Source organism: Streptomyces sp. NPDC059740, from assembly GCF_042733155.1.
Lineage (GTDB): Bacteria > Actinomycetota > Actinomycetes > Streptomycetales > Streptomycetaceae > Streptomyces.
Map to the genome: position 1 here is coordinate 126,415 of NZ_JBHWGP010000011.1, position 24,230 is coordinate 150,644.

General features: G+C 72.8%; 26 protein-coding genes and 1 tRNA gene. 18 read left to right on the forward strand and 9 right to left on the reverse strand.

The features are described from left to right. Positions 1 to 142: 142 nt before the first annotated feature. The 10 genes from ACFV3R_RS15965 to ACFV3R_RS16010 all read left to right on the forward strand — a co-directional run bounded on the left by ACFV3R_RS15965 (position 143) and on the right by ACFV3R_RS16010 (position 6,250). Positions 143 to 499: a hypothetical protein gene (locus tag ACFV3R_RS15965; protein ID WP_385581976.1), complete on the forward strand. Its 357-nt coding sequence runs from the start codon at positions 143 to 145 to the stop codon at positions 497 to 499. Further along, positions 499 to 1,875: an FtsK/SpoIIIE domain-containing protein gene (locus ACFV3R_RS15970; protein ID WP_385581978.1), complete on the forward strand. Its 1,377-nt coding sequence runs from the start codon at positions 499 to 501 to the stop codon at positions 1,873 to 1,875. The genes ACFV3R_RS15965 and ACFV3R_RS15970 overlap by 1 nt, the downstream gene beginning before the upstream one ends. 82 nt (positions 1,876 to 1,957) lie before the next feature. After that, positions 1,958 to 2,605 carry a DUF2637 domain-containing protein gene (locus ACFV3R_RS15975; RefSeq protein ID WP_385581980.1) on the forward strand — a complete coding sequence of 216 codons (648 nt, stop codon included), beginning with the start codon at positions 1,958 to 1,960 and terminating at the stop codon, positions 2,603 to 2,605. 19 nt (positions 2,606 to 2,624) lie between these two features. Beyond that, the gene (locus tag ACFV3R_RS15980; RefSeq protein WP_385581983.1) at positions 2,625 to 2,807 is read left to right on the forward strand and encodes a hypothetical protein; all 183 of its coding nucleotides are present in this window, start codon (positions 2,625 to 2,627) and stop codon (positions 2,805 to 2,807) included. After that, complete coding sequence (locus ACFV3R_RS15985; RefSeq protein ID WP_385581985.1) at positions 2,807 to 2,998, forward strand: mobile element transfer protein; 192 nt, start codon at positions 2,807 to 2,809, stop codon at positions 2,996 to 2,998. Before ACFV3R_RS15980 ends, ACFV3R_RS15985 begins: the two co-directional genes overlap by 1 nt. A gap of 15 nt (positions 2,999 to 3,013) precedes the next feature. Then, positions 3,014 to 3,208, forward strand: a complete 195-nt coding sequence (locus ACFV3R_RS15990) for a hypothetical protein (RefSeq protein ID WP_385581988.1) — start codon at positions 3,014 to 3,016, stop codon at positions 3,206 to 3,208. Between the two features lie 24 nt (positions 3,209 to 3,232). Then, positions 3,233 to 3,478 carry a SpdD protein gene (locus ACFV3R_RS15995; RefSeq protein WP_385581990.1) on the forward strand — a complete coding sequence of 82 codons (246 nt, stop codon included), beginning with the start codon at positions 3,233 to 3,235 and terminating at the stop codon, positions 3,476 to 3,478. Between the two features lie 144 nt (positions 3,479 to 3,622). Further along, a complete protein-coding gene (locus ACFV3R_RS16000; RefSeq protein WP_385582253.1) occupies positions 3,623 to 4,924 on the forward strand; it encodes a replication initiator in 1,302 nt (433 codons plus the stop codon). After that, positions 4,917 to 5,099, forward strand: a complete 183-nt coding sequence (locus ACFV3R_RS16005; protein ID WP_385581993.1) for a helix-turn-helix domain-containing protein — start codon at positions 4,917 to 4,919, stop codon at positions 5,097 to 5,099. The genes ACFV3R_RS16000 and ACFV3R_RS16005 overlap by 8 nt, the downstream gene beginning before the upstream one ends. Next, positions 5,096 to 6,250 (forward strand): tyrosine-type recombinase/integrase, encoded by a 1,155-nt coding sequence (locus tag ACFV3R_RS16010; protein ID WP_385582256.1) that lies wholly within the window; start codon positions 5,096 to 5,098, stop codon positions 6,248 to 6,250. The genes ACFV3R_RS16005 and ACFV3R_RS16010 overlap by 4 nt, the downstream gene beginning before the upstream one ends. 68 nt (positions 6,251 to 6,318) lie before the next feature. Here the strand turns inward: ACFV3R_RS16010 and ACFV3R_RS16015 are convergent. The 3 genes from ACFV3R_RS16015 to ACFV3R_RS16025 form a co-directional block, all read right to left on the reverse strand. Next, positions 6,319 to 6,394, reverse strand: a tRNA-Arg gene (locus ACFV3R_RS16015). Between the two features lie 153 nt (positions 6,395 to 6,547). Beyond that, positions 6,548 to 6,835: a hypothetical protein gene (locus tag ACFV3R_RS16020; protein WP_385581996.1), complete on the reverse strand. Its 288-nt coding sequence runs from the start codon at positions 6,833 to 6,835 to the stop codon at positions 6,548 to 6,550. Further along, complete coding sequence (locus ACFV3R_RS16025) at positions 6,835 to 7,005, reverse strand: hypothetical protein (RefSeq protein WP_385581998.1); 171 nt, start codon at positions 7,003 to 7,005, stop codon at positions 6,835 to 6,837. Before ACFV3R_RS16025 ends, ACFV3R_RS16020 begins: the two co-directional genes overlap by 1 nt. Before the next feature lie 161 nt (positions 7,006 to 7,166). On the opposite strand from ACFV3R_RS16025, the gene ACFV3R_RS16030 reads away from it, so the two are divergent. Next, on the forward strand, positions 7,167 to 7,973 hold the full coding sequence (locus ACFV3R_RS16030; protein WP_385582001.1) for a TetR family transcriptional regulator: 807 nt from the start codon (positions 7,167 to 7,169) through the stop codon (positions 7,971 to 7,973). A 43-nt stretch (positions 7,974 to 8,016) separates the two neighbouring features. Here ACFV3R_RS16030 and ACFV3R_RS16035 read toward each other — a convergent pair whose 3' ends face one another. Continuing rightward, positions 8,017 to 9,846: a M6 family metalloprotease domain-containing protein gene (locus tag ACFV3R_RS16035; RefSeq protein ID WP_385582004.1), complete on the reverse strand. Its 1,830-nt coding sequence runs from the start codon at positions 9,844 to 9,846 to the stop codon at positions 8,017 to 8,019. Between the two features lie 283 nt (positions 9,847 to 10,129). Between ACFV3R_RS16035 and ACFV3R_RS16040 the strand changes: the two genes are divergently transcribed. The 3 genes from ACFV3R_RS16040 to ACFV3R_RS16050 all read left to right on the forward strand — a co-directional run bounded on the left by ACFV3R_RS16040 (position 10,130) and on the right by ACFV3R_RS16050 (position 13,466). After that, positions 10,130 to 10,828 (forward strand): TetR/AcrR family transcriptional regulator, encoded by a 699-nt coding sequence (locus ACFV3R_RS16040; RefSeq protein ID WP_385582007.1) that lies wholly within the window; start codon positions 10,130 to 10,132, stop codon positions 10,826 to 10,828. A gap of 479 nt (positions 10,829 to 11,307) precedes the next feature. After that, the gene (locus tag ACFV3R_RS16045) at positions 11,308 to 12,831 is read left to right on the forward strand and encodes an MFS transporter (protein WP_385582010.1); all 1,524 of its coding nucleotides are present in this window, start codon (positions 11,308 to 11,310) and stop codon (positions 12,829 to 12,831) included. Positions 12,832 to 13,043: 212 nt separating this feature from the next. Further along, the gene (locus ACFV3R_RS16050; protein WP_385582013.1) at positions 13,044 to 13,466 is read left to right on the forward strand and encodes a pyridoxamine 5'-phosphate oxidase family protein; all 423 of its coding nucleotides are present in this window, start codon (positions 13,044 to 13,046) and stop codon (positions 13,464 to 13,466) included. 141 nt (positions 13,467 to 13,607) lie between these two features. On the opposite strand, the gene ACFV3R_RS16055 is transcribed toward ACFV3R_RS16050, so the two are convergent. Further along, positions 13,608 to 14,342: a hypothetical protein gene (locus ACFV3R_RS16055; RefSeq protein WP_385582016.1), complete on the reverse strand. Its 735-nt coding sequence runs from the start codon at positions 14,340 to 14,342 to the stop codon at positions 13,608 to 13,610. 833 nt (positions 14,343 to 15,175) lie between these two features. Between ACFV3R_RS16055 and ACFV3R_RS16060 the strand changes: the two genes are divergently transcribed. Continuing rightward, positions 15,176 to 16,177 carry an RNA polymerase sigma factor RpoD/SigA gene (locus ACFV3R_RS16060; RefSeq protein ID WP_385582019.1) on the forward strand — a complete coding sequence of 334 codons (1,002 nt, stop codon included), beginning with the start codon at positions 15,176 to 15,178 and terminating at the stop codon, positions 16,175 to 16,177. Between the two features lie 125 nt (positions 16,178 to 16,302). Here ACFV3R_RS16060 and ACFV3R_RS16065 read toward each other — a convergent pair whose 3' ends face one another. Then, entirely contained in the window at positions 16,303 to 17,574 is a 1,272-nt protein-coding gene (locus tag ACFV3R_RS16065; protein ID WP_385582022.1) for an Ig-like domain-containing protein, read from the reverse strand. 704 nt (positions 17,575 to 18,278) lie between these two features. Between ACFV3R_RS16065 and ACFV3R_RS16070 the strand changes: the two genes are divergently transcribed. Next, positions 18,279 to 18,554 (forward strand): hypothetical protein, encoded by a 276-nt coding sequence (locus tag ACFV3R_RS16070; protein WP_385582025.1) that lies wholly within the window; start codon positions 18,279 to 18,281, stop codon positions 18,552 to 18,554. 39 nt (positions 18,555 to 18,593) lie between these two features. Here the strand turns inward: ACFV3R_RS16070 and ACFV3R_RS16075 are convergent, their stop codons facing one another. Then, positions 18,594 to 19,109: a YIP1 family protein gene (locus tag ACFV3R_RS16075; protein ID WP_385582260.1), complete on the reverse strand. Its 516-nt coding sequence runs from the start codon at positions 19,107 to 19,109 to the stop codon at positions 18,594 to 18,596. Between the two features lie 481 nt (positions 19,110 to 19,590). Between ACFV3R_RS16075 and ACFV3R_RS16080 the strand changes: the two genes are divergently transcribed. Further along, entirely contained in the window at positions 19,591 to 20,250 is a 660-nt protein-coding gene (locus tag ACFV3R_RS16080; protein ID WP_385582264.1) for a VIT family protein, read from the forward strand. A gap of 30 nt (positions 20,251 to 20,280) precedes the next feature. Here ACFV3R_RS16080 and ACFV3R_RS16085 read toward each other — a convergent pair whose 3' ends face one another. Together ACFV3R_RS16085 and ACFV3R_RS16090 are read right to left on the reverse strand one after the other, a co-directional pair. After that, positions 20,281 to 21,720 carry an MFS transporter gene (locus tag ACFV3R_RS16085; RefSeq protein WP_385582027.1) on the reverse strand — a complete coding sequence of 480 codons (1,440 nt, stop codon included), beginning with the start codon at positions 21,718 to 21,720 and terminating at the stop codon, positions 20,281 to 20,283. Positions 21,721 to 21,885: 165 nt separating this feature from the next. After that, the gene (locus tag ACFV3R_RS16090; protein ID WP_385582030.1) at positions 21,886 to 23,175 is read right to left on the reverse strand and encodes an MFS transporter; all 1,290 of its coding nucleotides are present in this window, start codon (positions 23,173 to 23,175) and stop codon (positions 21,886 to 21,888) included. A gap of 73 nt (positions 23,176 to 23,248) precedes the next feature. Here ACFV3R_RS16090 and ACFV3R_RS16095 point away from each other — a divergent pair, with 73 nt between their 5' ends. Further along, entirely contained in the window at positions 23,249 to 24,169 is a 921-nt protein-coding gene (locus ACFV3R_RS16095; RefSeq protein WP_385582033.1) for a LysR family transcriptional regulator, read from the forward strand. Positions 24,170 to 24,230: the final 61 nt, after the last annotated feature.

Genomic DNA, 24,230 nt, shown 5'->3' on the forward strand with positions numbered 1-24,230 from the left:
CGGCTTCGTCCCGGTACTCGTACACACCGACAGGCTCACTCGTATAGACGAGTAGCTAAGACGTGTGGCACAGTTGTCGTCGTGCCCGCAGATGCGGGTTCGAACAAGGCAGCATGTCTAGACGAGTAGATAGGAATTTCGCGTGCGCACCATCCGCGTGGACAGCTCGGCGGCAACGATCCTGCTGACCGAGGCTCCGGAACCGAAGGTCCGCGACCGGCAGACCGGCGAGATCGCCAAGGACGCCACGAGCGGAGAAGCCCTGATGACGCTCGGCGTCGTCTTCATCGAGGGAGGCGAGTCCTCGCTTGTGAAGGTCACGGTGCCGGAGAGCGGGGTGTCCGAGGGGCTGGCGCTCGGCGCGCCGGTCTCGCTGCCCGGCCTGCTGGCCCGTCCGTGGGAGAGCGTGCTGGGTGGACAGCAGCGGCACGGCATCGCCTTCCGTGCGGCCGCCATCACCCCGGCTGCGTTCCCGGCCGCTGCGGAGGGCGCGGCCTGATGTCCGACCTGACGACGCTCCTGGAGGTGGGTGGCCCCCTCGCCGCACTCGGTGGCGGGGCCGCCTACACCCGGGCCCACCATCCGGCGGCCTACTGGTCCACCCTCGGCCTGCCGATATCGACCGCCCGGCTGCTCGGCTCGTACGGCTCGGTCATGGAAGCGTGCGGCCTGGCCGTGCCGCCGTCCCGGCTGCGGGTCCTCGCGGTCAGGGCGACCACACGCCGCGAGGTGCGGCCGGTGCCTCCTCGACGGGGCATCATCCGGCCCACCTCGACCGGGTTGCGGCTCCGGCTGCGGCTCGCTCCCGGGCAGGAGCCGGCCGACGTCGCCGCCTCCGCCGAACGGTTGCGGCACGCCTGGGGTGTCCACGCCGTCTACGTGACGACCGTGAAGCCTGGTGTGGTGGAACTGCGGCTCGTCGGCTTCGACGTGCTGCGCCGGGTGCGGATGCCCCGGAAGCTGGGCGCGGGCCCGCTCAAGGTGCCGGTGGCGCTGCGGGAGGACGCGACGCCCTTCCTGCGGGACTACCGCACCGTTCCCCACCAACTCACCCTCGGCGCCACGCTGTCCGGCAAGTCCATGTACCTGCGGCACCTGATCGCCGGACTGGCCCGGCAACCCGTCGCCCTGGTCGGCATCGACTGCAAGCAGGGTGTCGAGCTGGCACCGTTCGCGGCCCGGCTCTCCGCCCTCGCCACCAACCCGGAACAGGCGGCCGAGCTGTTGCCCGCGCTGGTCAAGGAAATGGAGGACCGCTACGACCTGATCAAGACCCGACAGGGGATCGCCACCGACACTCCGGCCGAGGACATCACCTCCGATGTGTGGGGACTGCCGGAGGACGAACGGCCGACGCCGGTCGTGCTGTTCGTGGACGAGGTGGCCGAACTCTTCCTCGTCGCCACCCGAAAGGATGAGGAACGACGAGACGAGATGGTCACCCACCTCATCCGCCTCGCCCAACTCGGCCGCGCCGCAGGGATCTACCTGGAGGTGTGCGGACAGCGCTTCGGTGCCGAGCTGGGCAAGGGCGCCACCATGCTCCGGGCCCAGTTGACCGGCCGCGTCTGCCACCGTGTGAACGACGAAGCCTCGGCGAAGATGGCGCTCGGGGACATCGCACCCGAGGCGGTCATGGCCGCATGCGCCATCGCCCCCGAACGGCCGGGCCTCGCCGTCGCCGGTGACACCTCCGGCGGCTGGTCCCGCATTCGCACCCCCTACCTGTCCCTGGCCGACGCTGCCCGGACCTGCTGGGAGTCAGCCCACCTGGCGGTGGACGTGCCCGCCCTCCGGCCCTTCCGGCCCCACTCTCCGGCGGCCCCTGCCGACGCTCCGGTGAGCCTCGTCAAGCCGCGCCCGGTGACCGAGTAACGCGTCCCCTTCCCCGGTCGGCGTGACCGTCTCGCGCCAACTCCCTACCCCCGCCATGCCCAAAACCGGAAGGAGCCGCAGCATGCGTGCCCACCTGTCCCGTGTCGACGCGGTGCTCGTCCAAGCGCTCATCGCGGCGGCACTCTCCTTCGCCCACCTCCACGACGTCGCCTCGGCGGCCGGACAGGACGGGTGGAAGGCGTGGGCCTACCCCATCAGCGTTGACCTGCTGCTTGTCGCGGCCTGGCGTCGGCTTCGCTCCGGTGACGCGAAGGCTGCCGGGTGGGGCTGGTTCGTCATCGCCCTCGCCGCATCCCTCGGCGCCAACGTCGCCACGGCCGGCCTGCTCGACGTCCAGCACGTCCCGGCCTGGCTGCGGGTCCTGGTGGCCGGGTGGCCAGCGGTCGCCTTCCTCGGCGGGACGCTCCTCGCCCACACCGCTCCGGCAGTAGCCGACGAGCCACCCGAACCCGTCTATGTCCAGGAGCCCGTCCCCGACTCCATCGCCCAACCGCAACGCGCACCCGAACCGGATCCCGCGCCACAAGCCACCGAGCCGCCGCCCGAGCCTCCCGCCGTTCCCGTCCCTGCTGCCCTCGTCACCCACGCCCGCAAGGTCGCCGACGAGCACCGCACCCGCACCGGAACACACATCGACACCTCGACCCTCCGCGCCCGCCTCGGCGTACCCGCACCGCTCGCCGAAGCCATTGCCGCCCAACTCGGCTGACAGAGAAGGAGAACCACCCATGCGCCCGTCCATCCAGGCCGCCCTGGAACTCGCCGCCTCGCTGACCCGGAACAACCGGTTCGTCGAAGCCGTGGGGATCGCCGAACGCGCCATCAACCGCGCCACCGTCGAAGAGCGCCACGAGATCCGCCAGTGGCTCGCCGCCCGCACCCACGACTTCACCGGAGAGGGCGGCCAGTGATGCCCCGCCCGCACCACTTCCGCAACGTCGCCCGCGTCGGCCCCGTCCAGGTCGGCACCTCCTACGACCAGCGTGGCCGGGAGAAGCACACCGCGGCTTGCACCGCGCCCCGCTGCGGCTTCTCCGCCGACTACGACAGCCGGGCCGCCGCCGAGCTGGCCGCCCGAACCCACCGCTGCCCCGTCCGCTGAAAGGACCCTCACCCCGTGACCGTCAGCCTGCCGCTTGTCCTCGTCCTCGGCCTCTTCGCCTGGGGAGCGGTCAAGTTCCTGGGCGTCCGCGCCTGGGTCGTCGTCCTGGTCGCCCTCTTCGGCTTCTGGCTGTCCCACACCTTCCTCGCCCCCTCCATCGAATCCGGCACGCGCTCCGGCGTGGGCATCATCAACGGCTCGCATGACTAGACGAGTAGGTAAGGAGATCTAACCGTGTTCCTGCCCAAGTACCCCGAGGCCCCGACCCCGCCGCCCGCACCGGTCCACGCACCGGCCGCCGAACCGGCGCCCGTGCGCCGTTCGCTCCCAACGCTCTCCGTCGACCACAAGGCGGTCATGGCCCTCGTCGTCGGCGGGGTCGTCCTGACCGCGCTCCTGGCCGCCGTCGCCGTCACGGCCGTGTCCGTGGCCGTCGCCGCCGTGGTCCTGCGCTCCCTGCTCCGCGACCGCCGCCGCTGAGCCCAGCTGACGAAACGCCCCGGGGCGGCACGCCAACCGCCAGGCAACCGGCCGCCCCGGGGCCTCCCTCCAGACAGAGCCAGCCAGAAGGAGAAGACCATCTTCACCGGCACCACCCCGCCACCGCTCCCGGAACTCGTGAACCTGGCCGAGGGCGGCACCCTGCCCGGTATCCTCCGCCAGCTCTCCGGACTCGGCGGCTGCACCCGCCCCATCCGCCTTGACGGACACCGCACCGAACACGACCTCGACACCACCACCGGCGAGATCGGCCGCGTCCTCCAGCACCTCGACTCCGCCGACCTGCCCGCCGGCCAACTCCTCGTCCGCTGCAACAACCGCCGCTCGACCCGCTGCCCCGCCTGCTCCGAGGTCTACCGCCGAGACACCTTCCACCTGATCACCTCGGGCCTGCGCGGCGGCAAGGGCACCCCCGAACACGTCGCCACCCACCCGCGCGTCTTCGCCACCTTCACCGCCCCCAGCTTCGGCCCCGTCCACAACCGCCCCTCCAGCGGCCGACCCTGCCGCTGCGGCACCCGCCACGACCAGGAGGACACCGCCCTCGGCACCCCGCTCAACCCCCACACCTACGACTACGACGCGGCCGTCCTCTGGAACGCCCATGCGGGCGCGCTCTGGCGGCGCTTCTCGACCTACCTCCGCCGGGAAGTCGCCAAGCGCGCCGGACTGTCCCAGCGACGGCTGCGCGACCACGCACGCGTCTCCTTCGCCAAGGTCGCCGAGTACCAGAAGCGTGGCGCCGTCCACTTCCACGCCGTCATCCGCATCGACGGCCCCACCGGCGGCGACACCCCGCCCCCGGCCTGGGCCACCGCCGACCTGCTCACCGACGCCATCCGCACCGCCACGGCCAAGGCCCACGTCGACGGCCCGGACATCGACGGCCGCACCCACGCCTTCACCTTCGGCCGCCAACTCGACGTCCGCACCATCCGGTCCGCCGACTTCCACGACGGCCGGGAGCTGACCGAACGAGCCGTCGCCGCCTACATCGCCAAGTACGCCACCAAGGGCGCCGAGACCGCCACGGGAGCACTCGACCGCCCGCTGAGGTTCCTCGCCGAACTCGCCCAGCTCGACATCAGCGACCACGCCCGCCAACTCGTCCGCACCGCCTGGACCCTCGGCGCACGCAAGGACCTCGAACACCTCCGCCTCCGCGCCTGGGCCCACATGCTCGGCTTCCGAGGCCACTTCTCCACCAAGTCCCGCCGCTACTCCACCACCCTCGGCGCCCTCCGCGACGCACGGGCCGAATGGCGACGGGCGCAGGCGGCATCGGCGAACGGCCCGGACCGGGATTCGACCCTCGTCCTCTCCCACTGGGCCTTCGCCGGAACCGGCCTCTCCGACGCCGAAGCCTGGCTCGCCGCATCCCTCGAACCCGCCCCCGGAACGGAAGGAGAACCCACCCATGCGTGACGACGAACTGCTGACGGTGCCGGACGTCATGGCGCGGCTCAAGGTCGGCCGGTCCACGGTGTACGACCTCATCCGCTCCCGGCGCCTGCCCTCGGTCACCATCGGCCGGTGCCGTCGCATCCCGGCCCGGGCTGTGCGCGACTACATCACCAACGAACTGGAGGCGGCGGCCTGATGGCGCAGCGCAAGCGGAACCCCAACGGGGCGGGCACCATCACCCGGCGCAAGGACGGCCGGTACCAAGCAGCCGTCTACGTGCTCCAGCCCGACGGCACCCGTGCCCGGAAGTTCGCCTACGGCAAGACCTGGGCCGAGTGCGACGCCAAGCGCCGGGACCTGCTGGCCAAGGTGGACCAGTGCGTACCCGTGCCCACCAAGTCGGCCAAGCTCTCGGAGTGGCTGCCGTACTGGCTGGACAACGTGGTCAAGCCGCGTCGCAAGCTCAGCACGTACGACAAGTACGAATCCCACGTCCGGCTCTACCTGGTGCCCCTGCTCGGGGCCAAGCGGCTCGAATCGTTGGGCGTCGCCGACGTTCGCCGGTTCCTGGTCCGTCTGGAGAAGGAGACCACGGCGGCAACCGCGAAGGAGTCCCACCGGGTTCTAAGGTCGGCGCTGTCCTCGGCCTGCCGCGAGGAGCTGATCACGCGCAACGTCGCCAAGCTCGTCGAGCCGCCGCGCACGGACAGCCGCGAACTGAGCCCGTGGACGCTGGAGGAGACGTTGGACTTCCTCGCTGCCGCGCGTACGGACCCGCTCTACGCGGCCTTCGTGCTTGCCATCGCCATGGGGCTCCGGCGCGGGGAGATCGTCGGTCTGCGATGGGCGGACGTCGACCTCGACCACCGCGTCCTCTACGTCCGCCACCAGACCCAGCGGCGCCGTGGGGTCCTGTACGACGACGATCCGAAGAGCCGCCGCCGACGGGCCGTTCCCCTGCCCGGCCTGTGCGTCGCGCCCCTGCGCTGGCACCGCATGCGGCAGGCGGACGCGCGAGCCAAGGCGGGTGAGAAGTGGCGGGACGCGGACTATGTCTTCGCCACCCGCACCGGGAGCCCGGTGGAACCGCGCAACGTCTACCGCTCCTTCACCCGCGTGGCCCAGACCGCCGGCCTGCGCGTCGTCCGGCTGCACGATGCCCGGCACGGGACGGCGACGCTGCTCACGGCGGCCGGGGTCGCGCCCCGCGTGGTGATGGAGATCCTGGGCCACTCTCAGATCAGCATCACCATGGACGTGTACACGCACGTCGTGCAGGACACCCAGCGCGAGGCCATGAGCCACATGGACCGGCTGTTGCGAAAGAGGCGCCCCGATCGGGGGTGACCGCCTGCGTTGATGTCAGAAGTGGATGTCAAAGGCCCCGGACCAAGATCGGTCCGGGGCCTTCGCGCTGGTGCCCCCGGCAGGATTCGAACCTGCGACACCCGCTTTAGGAGAGCGGTGCTCTATCCCCTGAGCTACGGAGGCGGAACGGTCACCGGGTGGGGCGGGGCTGGGCCGCTGGGGTGGCGGTGGCCTCGGCTCCCGGGTGACGTGGTGGTGCGCCCGTAGGGGCACGCCACCGCGGACAGTGTAGCGGGTGGGAGCTGACCGTCGTGGGGCCGGTGGGAGAGGCGGGGGTCAGCCGCCCAGGCTCCAGCTCACGGTGTTGTCGGCGGTGACCAGCACTGCCAGCAGGACCAGGTCGAGGATGCCCAGGCCCAAGCCCAGGAGGGCGCGGGTGCGGCGCGTGGTGCCTCGGACCAGGGAGACGGTGGCGAGGACGATGGCACAGGGGCCCAGGACCAGGTTGAGGACCAGGGTGCCGGTCAGGCCGAGGATGAAGGACGCCACGGCCATGCCGTCGACCTGGGCGAGTCGGGCGGCGGTGTTGCGCACGGGAAGGAGGGGGGAGGGCGTCGTGGTCATCAGGAGACCTCCTTGGGGGTGCGCGCCGACCTGTGGCGCTCGCGGGCGAAGAAGATGCCCAGCCAGAGGGCGATGGCTGTTGCCGCGGCGAGGGTCACCGGGAGGGGGAGGTGTGCCGCGGCGCCGACCACGACCCCGAAGAGGAGGAGGGCTGCGACGAGGAAGAGCATGATCGCCTTTCCTGGGGCTGAGGGGTGACCGCGTGGGCGGTCCGGGCGGCCGGGGTGGGTGCGCCCTTGCCGCCACCCCGGCATACAGTTGTTCACTGACTCGTCAGTCTAGTACCCCTGACGTCCCGACCTGACACGGAGAACGGTTGTTTACTGATGATGTGAGTCACATCGAGGGCGCCCGGCAGGCGCAGAAGCGACGCACCCGACAGGCCCTGCTCGACGCGGCGTTGGGGTTGCTGGAGGAGCAGAGCCTGAGCGGGCTGGGGCTGCGCGAGCTGACGCGGGCGGTCGGCATTTCGCCTGCGGCCTTCTACCGGCACTTCGCCGACATGGGCGAGTTGGGCGTGGCGCTCGTCGAGGAGTCGCTGGGCAACCTGCACGACCTCGTCACCTCGGTGCTGCTGCGGTCGGGTGAGGCGGAGGACCGCATAGACCGCACGGTCGAGGTCGTGCTGCGGCACGTGCGCGAACACCCCTCGCACGTGCGCTTCGTGGCGCGGGAGCGGCACGGTGGCGTGCGGCCGGTGCGGCTGGCCATCGCTGCTCAGTTGGGGCGCTTCGCCGAGGAGGTGGCGGCGGTCCTCACCGAGCAGCCGCAGTCGCGGGGGTGGAGCCCGTCCGATGTGCGGATGCTCGCGGAACTGTACGTGGACAGGCTGGTGATGACGGCGACGGCCATGCTCGAGGCCCAGGACGACGAACCCGACATGGTCGGGAGCATCGTGGACAGCGCCCGGCGGCAGATGCGGCTGGTCAGCATCGGGCGCCGCCACTGGCTCAGTGATACGGAGACAAGGGCGGGGACGGAGGTGGAGGCGGAGGTAGAGGCGGAGACGGCGCCCGTCACCGGCTCCGGCGCCGATACCGGTCCCGATCTCGGTGTCGATCCTGCCCCCGGCCCCAGCCCCGATCCCGGCCCCGGCCCCGATCCCGGCCCCGACCGCGGTCCCGGCGCCGGTGGCTGACGGTGGCGTCCCCGGGTGTCAGGGCCGGGACCCGGGGGTGGGGTCAGGGGCGTGCGTTGCGGGCTCTGTGCTGTGGTGCGGGGAGGTCGCCGGTGGTGGTGAGGGGAGTGGTGGCTGACGGGCCGGTGGCCGCCGGGTCGTGGTGGGAGTCGTCGTGGGGGGTGGCCGGGTCGGTGTGGGGCGTGGGGTAGGCGGCGGGTTCGGTGGGGGCGGACGGGGTCGTCACGCGGACGCGGTAGGTGCCGTCGGCGGCCTTGCCGAGGGCCTGGACGCGGAGGTCCGAGCTGCGGTCGGTGTAGGTCTCTCCTGCGGCGAAGGGGGCGTCGGTCAGCTCGGAGTTGACGTTGGGGTCGGTGGAGTGGCAGCCCCCGCTGTGCGGTTTCGCGTCCATCACCCGGGTCGGGCCCTGACCGGACGGCACGTCGGTGGAGACCTGGTAGACGAGGACGCCGGGGCGGCAGACCGCCCGGTCCAGGGGTCCGCGTTCGCGGGCCTCGATCGCGATCGCGCGGCGGGAGTCCAACGGCACGGTGAGGAGCTTGGTCCCGCCCGGTGTGCTGATGGGCGTCAACCGGTACTCGGCCGACTCTCCGGGGCGGTGCAGGCAGGTGACCTGGTTCGGGGAGAGCCAGCCCAGCTTCCACTTGTGCCAGCCCAGCAGGTCGTTGGCCGGCCCCCAGTCCTCGTTCATGAGGTCCCAGTGGCCCACCGCGTCCGGCGCGCCGCTGTCGTCGGCGTAGTAGAGGTCGGGGAGTCCGAAGCTGTGGGCGTTCTCGTGGTTGAGCACGCGGTAGGCGCTGTCGCCGTTCTGCCGGCTCCATATGAAGGAGGTGTTCCGCAGCGGTACGCCGTCATCGGTCATCAGCCCGGTGTCGCTGCCGCTGAAGGTCACCGAGAGCACGCTCCGGGTCGCAGGCGGCCCGGCGTTGGGTGTCGCCAGGACGTTGACCAGGTCGAAGCGGCGGAAGTCCACCTCGTCGTCGACGGCCGCGAGGATCTCTCGGGAGAGCGCCGCGTAGCCCTTGCCGGAGTGGACGTCGAAGGAGGAGCCCCGCTGGATGCCGTACGCGGAGAACGGCCGTGACATGCGCAGCCAGCGCAGCACCGGGGTCGACCGGTAGTCGAGCCGGCCGTAGGAGCTGCGGCGGAAGTAGTCGGCGGTGGCGGGGAAGAACTCGGCGTTGCGGGCCTGCGGGGAGGTCCGGGCCGGGGCGTCGGGGAAGTCGACGAAGAGCGTCAGTGCCCGGACGGTGCCGGAGGTCCTGGAGTAGCCGGCCGGCGTGGTCGCGGCCTCGGTGACGCCCGAGGAGGGGCCGCTCAGCGCACAGGGCCCGGCGGGCAGGTCCTTGGCGGACGGCTGCTGCGGGGCGCGGTCCGGCCGGAGCGGGTCGCTCGACGGGCGGAGGGCGGGCTGCGGGGTGCCGCCGGCCGCCAGTGCGCCCAGCAGGGAGGGGCCCGGCGGGTGGTGCGGCAGGAGGCGGCGCAGCAGTAGGGGTGAGGGCGGCAGGACGCCGGTGGGGGAGAGGGGGGAGCCGGTGCCGGTGGTGCGGAGGGGCGGGTCGGCCGGGTGGGGAGTGCCGGGCGGCACGGCGGAGGAGTCCGTGACCGGTGGGTTGAGGCCCGGCGGCTTCAGGCCCGGCGGCTCCGGGGCCGGCGGGTCGGTGGCGGGGGCCGTGATCGGGCGTATGGTGCCCGCCGTCGTCGTGGCGTCCGCGGAGAGGTCGGTCCGCGGCTGCGCTCGCTGCTCCACCCGGTGTTCCGCCGCTGCCGGGGGAGCGCCGGGTATGACGGACGGTGAGGTGCCTGCCAGCGCGGTGACCACGGCCGTCGCGGCACCCGCGGTGGCCACGATGGCCGCGGGTATGTGCTTCATGTTCGTCACTCTGGTCGGCTCCGGAGCGGTGCGCGCGTCGGACTACGGCAGACGGACCGTCACCCGGTGGGGTGAGCGGCGGCCGGTCGGGTGACCCGGAGGCCGTGATTCCGGGGCTGCGCTCGGCATGTGCTCCAGGTCACAGGTGGCGAGGGAAATAACCGGGGAGGTGCTCCCCGTTTACACGGGTGTCACTGCGGCGCGAGAGAGTCGCCGAGTGGCCCGGAGAGCCGGGCAGACCAGCGTGACCGCCCCGTCGCGCGGAACCGAAGGGAGGGCGACCGTGACCGCAGCAACCTCGCAGGACGCGCGCCCCCGCCTGCGGGCGGACGCCCGCCGGAACCGCGACCGGGTCGTGGCCGCGGCCCGCGAAATGATGGTCGAGCACGGAGCGGAGGTGTCGTTGGACGAGGTCGCCCGCCGGGCGGGCGTCGGCAACGCCACCCTCTACCGCAACTTCGCCGACCGCGCGGACCTCGTCCACCACGTGACGCTCTCGGTCCTCTCCCGCGTCGCCGACCAGGCGGAGCGGTCGCGGACCGGGGAGAGCGACCCGTTCCGCGCGCTGTCGGCCTTCGCCCACGCGGCGGCCGACGAGCGGGTGGGCGCCCTGTGCCTGCTGCTGAACGAGGCCGTCGACCGTGACCACCCCGATCTCGCCGAGGCACGCGTCCGCATGGAGGCGGCCGTCGACGGCCTGATGTCCGACGCGCGGGCGAGCGGCCAGCTCCGCCCCGACGTCGAACGGGGGGACCTCACGGTGGCCCTCACCCAGCTCACCCGACCGCTGCCAGGCTGCGGAGGCTGTCCGGCGGGCTCCTCACCGGGGACCGACGACGACCGCAGCGCCGGCCAGGAACCCACCGGTTTCGACCGCTACACCCACCGACACCTCGACATCTTCCTGGACGGTCTGCGGGCCCCCGGAAGCACCGAACTGCCCGGTCACGCGGCCACCCTGGAGGCCCTCCGCCGGTCCTGACCCGCTCCACACCGGCCCCCACCGCGACACCCACCGTCGGCCGACGGCGGGCACCCGGCGGCGGACCGGCCCGTTCCTCCCCGCCCGGGAAGGCGGGGCTCCCTTCCCGCCCGCGAGGGTGGGCACCCTCTCCGTCCGCAAGCTGCGGCCGAGGCGGTCGACGACGCCCGCACGGCCCGCACCCCACCCCGTCCTGCCCGTAACGCTCCGTTCCTCCCACGTCAGGCTCCTCACCTCCCCCGGCACGCCGCCACCGGCATGCCGCAGGGGACGGACGCCACCACTGTCCTCGTGGACGTCACCGCTGTCCTCGTGACGGGGGCGGCGTCCCTCCCGGGACCGGTGCGGTGGGCCGCGGCACGGGGAGGACGACACCTCACGGCCCGGAAGCCGGCGCAGCCGCCGTGCCCGAGCCCTACCGCGCACCGTCTCGACGCCTCACCGCGTCCTCGTCCCACGAACCCTCAGGTGGTCACCGCATGTCCGCTACAGCCCAGGCCGTCGATCCCAGACGCTGGAAAGCCCTGATCTTCATCGCCCTCGCGCAGCTCATGGTCGTCCTCGACGCGACGATCGTGAACATCGCGCTGCCCTCCGCCCAGGCCGACCTCGGCATCTCCGACGGCAACAAGCAGTGGGTCATCACCGCCTACGCCCTCGCCTTCGGCGGCCTCCTGCTGTTCGGCGGGAGGATCGCGGACCTCTGGGGCCGCAAGCGCACCTTCACCGTCGGGCTCATCGGCTTCGCCCTGGCCTCCGCCCTCGGCGGCGCGGCCGGCAGCACCAGCATGCTGCTCGGGGCGCGGGCCCTCCAGGGGGTCTTCGGCGCCCTGCTCGCCCCCTCCGCCCTCTCCCTGCTGGCGGTCACCTTCACCGAGGCACGGGAGCGCGCCAAGGCGTTCGGCATCTTCGGAGCCATCGCCGGTGGTGGCGGCGCGGTCGGCCTCATACTCGGCGGGGTGCTCACCGAGTACATGGACTGGCGCTGGACCTTCTTCGTCAACATCCCGTTCGCGGTGGTCGCCGCCGCCGGTGCCGTCCTGGTGATCACCGAGCCGGCCGGGTCCCGCAACCGCTCACGGCTGGACGTCCCCGGCGTCCTGCTCGCCACGACCGGTCTGGTCTCCCTCGTCTACGGCTTCACCCGCGCCGAGTCCGACGGCTGGACCGCGGGCGTGACCCTGGGGCTGTTCGCCGCCGCCGTGGTGCTGCTGGCCGCGTTCCTCGTCGTCGAGTCGCGCACCCGGCGACCGCTGCTGCCGCTGCGCGTGGTGACCAACCGCAACCGCGGCGGGGTCTACCTCTCGCTGGCGCTGGCCGTCATCGGCATGTTCGGCCTGTTCCTGTTCCTGACCTACTACCTCCAGGTCGTCAAGGGCTACTCGCCGGTGACCACCGGACTGGCCTTCCTGCCCATGGTCGCCGGCATGATCACCGGCTCCACGCAGATCGGCGCCCGCCTGATGACCCGCGTCCGCCCGCGCTACCTGATGGCCCCCGGTTTCGCGCTCGCCTCGCTAGGTCTGCTGGTGCTCACCCAGATCGACCTGGACACCCCCTACGCGAGCGGCATCCTGCCCGGCCTGATCATGATGGGCCTGGGGATGGGCACGGCGTTCATGCCGGCGATGTCGCTGGCGACCCACGGGGTCCAGCCCAGCGACGCGGGAGTGGCCTCGGCGATGGTCAACACCTCGCAGCAGGTCGGCGGCGCGATAGGCACCGCACTGCTCAACACCATCGCCGCCGGCGCGACCACCGCCTACGCCACCGCTCACGCCGCCGGCGCCACCTCGGTGGAGGCGCTCAAGCTCCAGGCGATGGTCCACGGGTTCTCGTCCGCCATCTGGTGGGCGGTCGGCATCCTCGCCCTCGCCGCGGTCCTCGCCTTCACCTTCGTCAACACCTGCGGCCCGTCCGGCGCCGCCGGCCCGGCAGCCGGCTCGCGCGAGGCGGACGGCGCCGGCGAGGCCGAGTCCCAGATCCCGGTGATGGTGCACTGACGGGAACGGGAACCGGGACGGGGCAGCGACGGTAGCGGACCTGCGGCGATGCGCCGCAGGTCCCGTCGCCGGCCCCGTCCCGACGTCCCTGCCGTCCTCGGCGACGGGAACGGCCGGGAACGCCGGGGCCCGGACGGCCCGCCCGGGGGGCCGGCACGGGGTCCACGTGCGAAGGTGATCAGGAGAAGCGTTCCGTCACCCGGGAGGCCCCCATGGCGCTGTCCGCCGACGAGCGCGAGGCCTTCCTCGCCGAGCCCCACGTCGCCGTCCTCGCGGTGGACGCCGGTGCCGCGCGGGGGCCGGTGGCCGCTCCCGTGTGGTACGGCTACACACCGGGCGGTGACCTGGTGATCTACACCGGGCGCCAGTCCCGCAAGGCCCGGCTGATCGAGGCAGCCGGGCGCTGCACGCTGACCGTCCAGCGCGTCCAGCCGACCTACCGCTACGTCGCCGTGGAGGGCCGGGTCTCCTTCCACGAGGCCCGGCCGGAAAGCTTCGCCGCGATCGCCGAGCGGTACCTGCCGGTGGCCTCGGTCCCCACCTACGTGACCGACATGTTCGCGCAGCCCGCCCCCATGGTGGAGATGCGGCTGACGCCCGAGCGGTGGAACGCCGCCGACCTCGGGGCGGTGTAGCCGGGACGGGTGGCAGTCGGCGGAGACGGATCACAGGAGGGGCTGCGACAAACGGACCGCAGGAGAAAAAGGTGCCGGTGGCCCGGGTTCTGCCCGGGCCACCGGCACCTTGGCCCACCGGTCGGCGGTATCCGCTCGCCGTCAGCGACCGGTGGGGCGGGCCACCGGGTGGCGCAGGCGCCGGTGGCCGCCGTGACGGGCGAGGGCCTGGGCGGCGGTCGCGGTACGGCCCCGGTCCCCGAAGTTGTAGAAGACGTACAGCATCACGATGAACATCGCCGCACCCAGCAGCGCTCCGGTGAGGGTTGCCCGTAGCGCCGAGGCCGTGCCCCCCACCTCGTAGATCCACCCGAACATCGCGCCGAAGACCGCGCCGAAGGCGGCCGCCCGCGTCTCCGGTATCAGACGCCGGCGTACCAGCATCACCGCCACCATCAGCAGCGCGGAGGCGACCGTCATCACGGCGCCCATGAGGATGGTGCTGCCGAGGGTGTGGCCCGTTATCCGGTACAGGTGGGCGCCGTAACCGCCGTAGAAGACCGCGGCCACCACCGGCATGCCGCAGTTCAGCATCAGCGCACCCAGGCGCGACCGCGGTGCCGCTGCCGGGCCGCCACCCCGCTCCGGCACGCCCGTCCCGACGCCGCCGGCTGCCGCTGCCGTCTGCGCCGGTCGCTCCGCCGCGGCGCGGCCCCCGCCTCGCTCCGGCACGCCTGTTCCGGTCCGGCCGGTGTCCGCTCCGCTCCGGTCCGGTCCCTCCGCCGCGCCGCGGTGTCCCTCCCGGGTGTGCATCCGGGTACGGGTGTCCTCGCCGGTCGCGGCCCTGCGGCCCCGCTGCTCCGCCGCCCTGCCGCGTCGCCGGTTGAGCTTGAACATGAGGTTCTCCTCTCCGCCGCTGCCCTGCCGGGACCCGCTCGGGTGCCCCTCGGGTGCTTCTCGGGACCTGCTCTGTCCGGGGCCGCACGACAAGGCAGCGCGACCGTGTCCGGGGCCGGAATCCGGCGCTCGGAGAGTCGAGTGCCCGCGCCCGGCGCGGCCTACTCCGCGGCGGGGGGCGCCGCCGGGCGCTGCGCCGGGCCGGCGTCGCCCGGCTGGGACGAGGCGGCCTCGGACACGGTCGCGGACAGCCGGGCCCGGAACGGGCATCGTCCCGCCCAGGAGGGGCAGCCGGTACGGAGAGAATCCGTGGCCCGGTGGGGCAGTGAGCCGGGTCCGGTACACAGCAGCCGGTGACGTGGTGGAACCGAGGGGCGGCGCCGCGTCACGGCGTCCCGGCCGGTGGGCGCGCGAGTGCCCTGGGAACGGCGGCGGAAGGGCCCGGCAGGGGTTCGGAGGCGAGCCCGACCGGGGTCTGCTCCGGGCGCCCCGACCGGGGTCTGTTCCGGGTGTGGTGCACGCCTCAGTGGGGGCGCCGCCGGAGGCGGACCGTCGTTCCCGCGGAGCGGCCGGGACCCCGCTGACCTGGCCTGACGGTGGTGGAGAGACATAGGACCGCCGTCACGCGGCCAGCAGGGTACTGCATGATCACAAAAACGTCGGCCTGACTGGGGAATTCTGTCCGGATTCCAGCCGTTGTTTCCTTCGGACGGGGCACCCGGGAGGACAGCCGACCAGAACTGAGGTAGAGCACGCCGCCCGGCTTCGCCAGGGCCGTCCGTGGTGGCGCCGTCACCGTCCCGCGACCGACTCATCGCCAAGGGAGTACTCGCATGGCAACCCGTGCCGTCGCCCGTCGTCAGAGCGCAGACAGCGGTCCTGACGCGGCAAACAGTGTTCGCGCCGTAGGCGGGGAGATCGCCGACCGCGACCTGGTCGGCATGTACCTCGACGAGATCGCACGTACCCCGCTGCTGGACGCCGCGCGGGAGGTCGAACTCTCGCAGACCATCGAGGCGGGCGTCTACGCCGAGAAGATCCTGGCCGGCGAGGTCGAGGACACCGACGCCGCCGGCGCCAGCCACGAGGAGCTGCAGGCGCTCGCCGACGAGGCCGCCAAGGCGAAGGACGTCTTCATCCGGTCCAACCTGCGTCTGGTGGTCGCGGTGGCGAGGCGCTACCCCCGCAGCGGCCTGCCGTTGCTCGACCTGATCCAGGAGGGCAACGCCGGTCTCGTGCGCGCGGTGGAGAAGTTCGACTACACCAAGGGCTTCAAGTTCTCCACCTACGCGACGTGGTGGATCCGGCAGGCCATCACCCGGTCCATCGCCGACCAGTCCCGCACCATCCGTCTCCCCGTCCACCTGGTGGAGGAGCTCGGCCGGATCCGGCGCGTGCAGCGGGAGTTCAACCGCGAGCACGGACGTGACCCGGAGCCCGCCGAGGTGGCCGCCGAGCTGAACTCCACGGCCGAACGCGTCACCGACGTCCTGGACTGGGCACGCGACCCGGTGAGCCTGAACATGTCCGTGGACGACGAGGGCGAGACCCAGTTCGGGGACCTCCTGGAGGACACCTCCGCGGCCTCGCCGGAGCAGTCGGTCCTCACGCTGCTGCGCAGCGAGGAGCTGGAGGACCTCATCGACCGTCTCGACGGCCGCACCGCCTCCATCATCAAGGCGCGCTACGGCATCGAGGACGGCCGGGAGCGGACCCTGACCGAGGTCGGCAAGCAGCACGGCCTCACCCGTGAGCGCATCCGGCAGATCGAGAAGCACGCGCTGGTGGAACTCAAGCGCATGGCGCGCGACACCGGGTTCGACGCGGCGGCCTGACCGCCCACCCGCGGCCCGGGCGAGCAGAGGGCCGCACAGGCCGGAGGCCGGCACCCCAGCTGGGGCGCCGGCCTCCGGCCTGTGCGGTGAGGTGGCCGCCCGGTCTCCGGGCGGCCCGCCCGGTGTCAGACGGCGCTGCCCGCCGTCCACTGGTCCCAGGACATGTTCCAGCCGTTGAGGCCGTTGTCCGGCTGCACGGTCTTGTCGTGCGAGTTCTTCACGACCACCACGTCACCGACGATGGAGTTGTCGTAGAACCACTTGGCGGGGGTGTCCCCGCCGCCGCCGCGCACGTCCCGCAGGCCGACGCAGCCGTGGCTGGTGCCGGCCGTGCCGAAGACGCCCGGCGATCCCCAGTAGTTGCCGTGGATGAAGGTGCCCGAGGTGGTCAGCCGCATGGCGTGCGGCACGTCCTTGATGTCGTACTCGCCGCCGAACCCGACGGTGGAGCCGTCCATGTGCGTCGTCGCGAACTTCTCCGAGATGACCATCTGCCCGTTGTACGTGGGGTGCTGGGGGCTGCCGCCGGAGACCGGGATCGTCTTGATGGTCTTGCCGTCCCGCACCACGGACATCGTCTGGCTGCTGAGGTCGACGGTGGAGACCTGCGAGCGGCCGACGTGGAAGGTGACGGTCTTGGACTGCACGCCGGTGATGTTGTCGGCACCGGCCACGCCGTCCAGGTCCAGCTTCATGGTGACGTCGGAGCCGGCCTTCCAGTAGTCCTGCGGGCGGAAGTCCAGGCGCTGGTTGCCGAACCAGTGGCCCACCACCTGCTGTCCGCTGCTGGAGGAGACGGTGATGTGGGACTGCACGTCCTTCTTGTTCGTGATGGCCTTGTCGAACGTGAAGGAGACCGGCATGCCGACACCGACCGTCTTGCCCTGGTCGGGGGTGAACGTGCCGATGAAGCTGTTCGCGTTGGAGACGGTGGTGAAGGTCGAGTTCTCCGTCGCGGCGCGGCCCTGGGAGTCCTTGGCGTTGGCGGTGATGCGGTACTTGGTGCCGCGCTCCAGCTGGACGCCGGGCTTCCAGCTGGTGCCGTCCGCGGATATGTCGCCGGCGACCTTGGCGCCGGTGTCCACGCGGACCATCGTCACGTCGGTCAGCTTGCCCTTGCTGACCTTCACGCCGGTGCTGTTGATGCTGGCGCCGGTGGAGCCGTCCTTCGCCGAGACGACGATCTTCGCGTCCGAGGCCTTCTTGGCGGCGGCGATGTCGGCGCCGGCCTGGGACTGGTTCTTGCCGTCGTCGGAGCCCGAGGAGCCGCTGCACGCGGCGAGCGCGAGGGCGCCGACCGTGAACAGGGAGACCGCGGCAAGACCACGGCGCAGCGGGCGCCGGCTGCTGGGCTGAGTGGACGCGGTGTTGTCCGCCGATGTCACGGGCTGCTCCATATGCGTGTGTTGTTGTCCAGTGCTTCTCAACAGCACCAAAGGGAGGGTTTTGGTTCCCCGCCCACCCGCGTGTGACGAACGCCACTTCGTGGCGGGTGCGGGGTTCTTCCAGGGTCGCAGGGCGGGGGCCGGGCCGTCGAGGCGGGGTGCCTGTTACGGGGGGTTTCTGACGTCGGTCAGGGGAGGGGGCCGTGCTCGTCCATGGATGGGTTCCGGTCCGGGGCTGCCGGCTTCCGGGACGGGCAGTCGTGGTGCGGCGGGGGGTGGTTGCTCACACTGTCCGGTGGCTGCTCGGTCAGGTGAACGATTGACCGGCGGGGCCGGCTCCCGGTGCGTGCTCAGGGCGCGCCCCCACGGGAGGTGCCTGCGCGGCGAGTCGGGCGGACGGTTCGGCAACCGTACGGCGGGGGTGGCGGCTTGGGGGCGGTGCGGCGGCGGGGCGGCGCCGCCACGGGACGGGGGTGGGTCGCAGCCTGTTCCGCGTTCTGGCAGACACCGACAGTCCATGGTGCGGCGTCCGTTTCGTCCGGGTGCGCACCGGGCATGGCCATAACAGCCCCGCAGCGGACTGCGGAACGGCCCGAGACGACGGCACACGCCGACGCCCCCCACTGCGGGGTGCCCCGCCGCCCCGGGCGGCCCCGCCGCGGCCGACGCACTGCGAGCACGCCTCTCCCACTCCACCGCAGGCACCTGGAGGACCGGTGTTCCCCTCCCTCTCCGCCCAGCAGCAAGTGGTCCTCGCCGTGCTCGTCCTGACGGCGGCGGTCTGGATCGTCGGTCTCGCCCGCATGGTCCGCAGGGGTTTCGATGAGGAGTGGGAGGCGGTCGAGGCATCCGGAGGGCAGGAGTCCAGACCGGTCCTGCTCGACACGGTGCCCGTCCAGGCCGGGCCCTCCCGCGAGTCGGTGGAACTCACCGAGGCGGAGGAGCGTGCCTTCGCCAGCCTGGTACGGGACCTCTCGGCCCGCGGACGGTGAGCCGCCACAGGCCGCCCCGAGGGAGGAGGCCGGGAGCGGTCAGTGCAGTGGGCCGGTCCGCAGCAGCAGGAGGGCCGCCGCCATCTGGAAGGTGACGGCCGCCATCGCCTTCGCGGTGACCAGGTGGTGCTGGCCGCGGATGAGCAGTACCGCGAGCCCGTACCCGAAGGCCCACGTCGTCCAGGTGACCGCCCCCAGCACGCCCGAGTCGTGCGGCAGCCACAGGCTCAGAACCAGGCGGGGCAGGTCGGTGGTCCAGAAGACGACCACGAACATGCTGACGGTGGGGGAGAACCGGCCGGCGCCGCCGAGGGTGCGGGCCATGGCCTGGGTCACCGACCCCAGGAGGAGGCTCGCCAGGACGACTCCGCCCACGGCGATGCCGGCGAGTTCCATCGCCTGCCCGCCGTCCAGCCGCCACTGGGACTGCCAGGCCGGGGTCGTGGCGATGCCGATCACTCCGGCGAGGAGGCTGAGGGCGAGCGCCGCGCCCCATACCCCGCGGTCACGTGCCTGGTCGAGCACCTCCACCGGCCGCGCCCAGAGGCCGATCACCAACTGGTGCCACCACAGGCGACGCCGCCGACGCGGCTGCGCTGGGTGACGGGCTATCACTGTGGGGGGTACTGCGGGCATATGGACGGTTCTATCACCGCTCCCCCCGTGCCGCCGAGCCGGCCCGGACCGACCGACCCCACCGGGGCCGTTCGCTCCACCCGGACCGTCCCGCCGCCCGGGCCGGGTACGGTGCCGCGACCTTCCGTCCGGGTGGGACGCGGCCTCGTCCGGGCGGGTGCCGTGCAGCGGCCTCCATCGGTGGCATCCTCGTCGCGTGGAAGACGACCAGTCAGAGCGCGGCGCCGCCAGGTTCGAGGCGGACGGGCCCGAGGAGAGCCCGGTGCCCAGGGACGGGAGGACGGCACCCCGCGAGGCCGGTGCCGACCGGGAAGCTGTCCGCGAAAAGGGCCCTGAGGGGGGTGAGCGCGGCGAGGCGGAGCGGCACGAGGAACCGCACCACGGCGCGGGCGGGAAACGGCTGAACTGGTTGCGGGCCGGCGTGCTCGGGGCCAACGACGGGATCGTTTCGACCGCCGGACTCGTCGTGGGGGTCGCCGGTGCCACCGCCTCCCGCGCCGCACTGCTGACCGCGGGGCTGGCCGGGCTGCTGGCAGGGTCGATCTCGATGGCCGCGGGCGAGTACGTCTCGGTCTCCACCCAGCGCGACTCCCAGAGGGCCGCGCTCGCCCTGGAGAAGCGTGAGCTGGACACCGACCCCGAAGCCGAACTCGCGGAGCTGACACACCTGATGGAGGGCAAGGGGCTGTCCCCCGAACTCGCCCGGGAGGCCGCCGAGCAGCTCACCGAACGCGATGCCCTGCGTGCTCACGCCGAGGTCGAGTTGGGCATCGACCCGGACGAGCTGACCAACCCCTGGCATGCGGCCGGCGCCAGCTTCCTGGCCTTCACCGCCGGGGCCCTGCTGCCCCTCCTGGCCATCGTGTTGCCGCCCACCTCGCTCCGGCTCGCAGTGACCGTGCTCTCGGTGCTCGTCGCGCTGGCGCTGTGCGGCTGGGGCAGCGCCCGCCTGGGCGAGGCCAGGGCCCGTCCCGCCATCCTCCGCAATGCCGGCGGCGGCGCGGTGGCCATGGCGGTCACCTACGCCGCCGGGTCGCTGCTCGGCTCGGCGGGGCCGTAGAGCAAGCGGACGGGAGGGTGGGGGCGGGGGTCAGGGCCGCTTCTCGTCGACCGGTCGCACCGACCGCCCCGGCCTCTGCGGTTCCCCCGGCTCCACCGCGGGCGCGGAACCGGGCAGGGGCCGGCCCGCGGACTCCGCCACGAACCAGCAGGCGACCGCCCCGATCACGCCGGCGGCCATCAGGTAGTAGCCGGGCACGTTGACGTCCCCGGTGCCCTTCACCAGGAGGGCGTTGAAGAAGGCGGTGGTGCCGCCGAAGAGGGAGACGGAGATGTTGAAGGCGATCGACAGACCGCCGTACCGGACCTCGGTCGGGAAGAGCGCGGGCAGCGTGGAGGGGACGGTGCTGTTGAAGCAGAGCAGCATCAGCGACATCAGGACCAGGCCCGAGAAGACGGACATCAGGGTGTTCTGCTGGATGAGGAGCACCGAGGGGATGCCGAGGACGACCAGCATGGCGCAGCCGAAGTAGATGACGGGCTTGCGGCCTATGCGGTCCGAGAGGCGGCCGACGAAGGTGATGAGCACCATGCCCAGCGCCAGGACGGCGATCTCCAGGAGCTGCGCCCAGGTGGCGCTCACGGCCGGGGCGAACTTGCCGATGTACTCCAGCATGTACGTGGTGAGCATGTAGTTGACCACGTTGAAGACCAGCACCAGGCCCATGCAGACCAGCATCGGACGCCAGTGGGCGGCGAAGATCCGGCGGATCTCCTTCCACGTCTGGTTGCCCTCGCGGCCCTCGGACTCGGCGACGACGGCCTGGAAGGCGGGGGTGTCCTCCAGCTTCAGGCGGAGGTAGAGCCCGATGACGCCGATCGGCCCCGAGATCAGGAAGGGGATGCGCCAGCCCCAGGCCAGCAGGTCGGCGTGGGACATCACGCCGGGCAGCTGGATGACCAGGCCGGCGACGCCACCCAGGAGGTAGCCGGTCAGGGTGCCGAACTCCAGCCAGCTGCCGAGGAAACCGCGTTTCCGGTCGGGGGCGTACTCGGCGATGAAGGTCATCGCTCCGCCGTACTCGCCGCCGGTGGAGAAGCCCTGGACGAGGCGGGCGAGGAGCATCAGGAGCGGCGCGGCCGGGCCCCAGGAGCCGTAGCCGGGGATGAAGGCGATGGCGAAGGTGCCGACGGCCATCATGACGACCGTGATGGACAGGACCTTGGTACGGCCGATGCGGTCGCCGAGGGGGCCGAAGAACATGCCGCCGATGGGGCGCACCAGGAAGGCGACGGCGAACAGTCCGAGCGTGCCGATCGTGCCGACGGTCTCACCGGCGCCGGCGAAGAACACCGCGGTGAGCACCGGCGTCAGGTTGGCGAAGACGCCGAAGTCGAACCACTCGGTGATGTTCCCGATGGCCGCCGCCCCGATGGCCCGCCTCGTCACTGCGGGGTCGGTGACCGTCGTCCTGCCGGGCGTCGGCGGCTCCGGGGCCACGGTGCGGGTCTCAGGGGGTACAGCCGGCACAAGAACTCCTCACACATCGCTCCGGGCGGGTCCCGCCCGGAGCGGTCTTTCCACACGGCCCGGCCGCGGCAGTGGACCGTCGGCCGTCGTGCTGCTTACGTGTCCGGCCGTAGGGGCCGGGTGGGGCGACCGGGCTGCGAAGCCGTTGCCGGTCGGCGCGACGCGTCAGGCGGAGACCTCGTCGCGAAGGGATCGGGTGTCGAGGTACATGACCACCCCGCTCGGAGCGGTGCGGACGCCGCGGTCGACCTCGGCGACCGCGGCACTGACGGGGAGGACGAGGACGGCGGCGACGGAGGCCGTCACGGAGACCACCGCCGCCGGCGGGAACGCCGGGGACAGCAGCCCGAGGGCGAGGGCCGGCACCCCGCAGCCCAGCAGGAAGAAGAGGTAGAGGGCGCCGGTGACGCCACCACGCGTGCCGCGGGGGGCTCGCGCGTCGACGGCGGCGACCGAGCCCGCGTGGGCGAGTCCGTGCCCGGCGCCCGCCACCACCGCCGCGCACAGGGTGAGGGGGGCAAACCGGCCGGCCGTGACCGCCGGCACGGACAGGGCAGCCAGCAGGGCCCCGAGGCCGACGAGCTGCGCGTGGTGGGCGTCCAGCCGTCCGGCCAGCGGCTGGACCAGGGCGGAACACGCCCACACGCCCCCCAGGGCGCAACCGGTGACTGCCGTGCCGTGGGCGCCGGCCCGCGCCGGCAGCGTCGGGAGGACGGCGAGGAACAGGCCGGCCGTCGCCCAGGCGAGGAAGCCGACCGCCGAGGCGGTGGCGAACAGCGCCCGCGTGCCCGCCGGCACGCGGGCGGCCCTCGGCCGGAGCCGCGGCGATCGCCTCGCCGCCGCGGGGGCCGGCTCCAGGGCGGTGACCCGACCCCAGGCGGGGACCAGCAGAACGAGGTGGAGGGCGTAGGGCAGGACGTGCGGAGCCGGGGCGTACTGGGCGAGGACGCCGCCGGCGCAGGTGCCGGCGGCCGTACCCGAGACGAACGCGAGGCCGGTGGCCACGGCACCGCGCCGGCGGCTGAACCGCCCCCTCCCGCCACTGACCAGCGTGGCGGCTGCGCCGGTGGCGGCGCCCAGGGCCAGGCCCTGCGCCGCGCCACCGGCGAGCAGCCACCCCGTGCTCGGGGCGAGCGCGGAGCAGGCCGAGCCGAGCGCCGCGGTGACGATGCCGGCGCGCAGCACCGGCCGGGCGCCGAAGGCGTCGGAGAGGGGGCCGAGCAGCAGCAGCGCGAGGGCGCCGACGAGCACGGAGACGGCGAGGACCGGTGTGAGCGGCAGTGCCTCGGTCCGGAGGGCGGGCCGGTGGCCGGGGTGGAGCGAGCTGGGCAGGAAGGCCCCGAAGGTGACGGCACCCAGCACGTAGAGCCCTGTCGTCACCCGGCGGTCGCGCGACGGGGACGGAGCCGCGAGGGCAACCCGGTGGCGGCGCCTGGAGAGACTGGTGGACAACACGTGCGGCAGCGTGGCACAGGTGACCAATGGGCACAATCGCACACTTTTGCAGTTGACCGTGCAAACTGTTCGAATGATCGATCCCAAGCTCAAGGTCCTGCAGATGGTCGACCGGTACGGGGGCGTGACGGCCGCCGCGGAGGCCATGCGCTGCCCGCCGTCGACCGTCTCCTACCAGCTGCGGCAGCTGGCGCGGCAGCTCGGAGTGAAGCTGGTCGAACCCTCGGGGCGGGGCATCCAGCTGACGGCGGCGGCGCGCACCCTGCTGCGGCACACCGCCGTCCTGCAGGCCCAGTGGGAGCGGGCGCGCAGTGAGCTGGCGACGACCGTGCAGGAGCCCTCGGGCACCTTCACCCTCTGCGGCTTCTCCACCGCCGCGACCTACCTCCTGCCGTCGGCCGCGGCGGCGCTGCGCGACCGGCACCCGCGGCTCGGTGTCCGCATGGTGGAGGCCGAACCGGCCCGCTGCTTCGAGCTCCTGCAGGCGGAGGAGGCGGACCTCGGCCTGGTCGTGGTGACCCCGGACTCGCCTCCCCTGTCCGACGACCGCTTCGACCAGCAGCCGCTGCTGGACGACCCCCTGGACCTGGTCGTACCGGCCGGCCACCCGCTGGCGGGCCGCGAGGGCGTCTCCCTGGCGGACGCGGCCCGGGAGTCGTGGATCCTGGGCACCCCGGGCACCACCTACCACCAGCTGGTGGTGACGGCGTGCATGGCGGCGGGCTTCACCCCGCACATGGCCCACCAGGCGGACGAGTGGGACACCGGGCAGGCCATGGTCGCGCACGGCTTCGGCGTGATCCTGGTGCCGCGCCTGGCCCGCATCACCACCGGGTGGCCCGTGGTCCGCGTGCCGTTGTCGGGCGAACCGGCGCCCGCCCGCAGGATCCTCGCGGCCACCCGCAACGGGGCCGCGCAGCATCCCGTGATTGCCCAGGCCATGGAGCTTCTCCGGACCTCCGCGACCGGCCTGTCCGCGACCGGGGACCGGTAGGCGTCACGGTGTGTGGCGGGGGTGGCGGGTGCGGACGTGACGCGGGGCCCGTGAGGCCCTG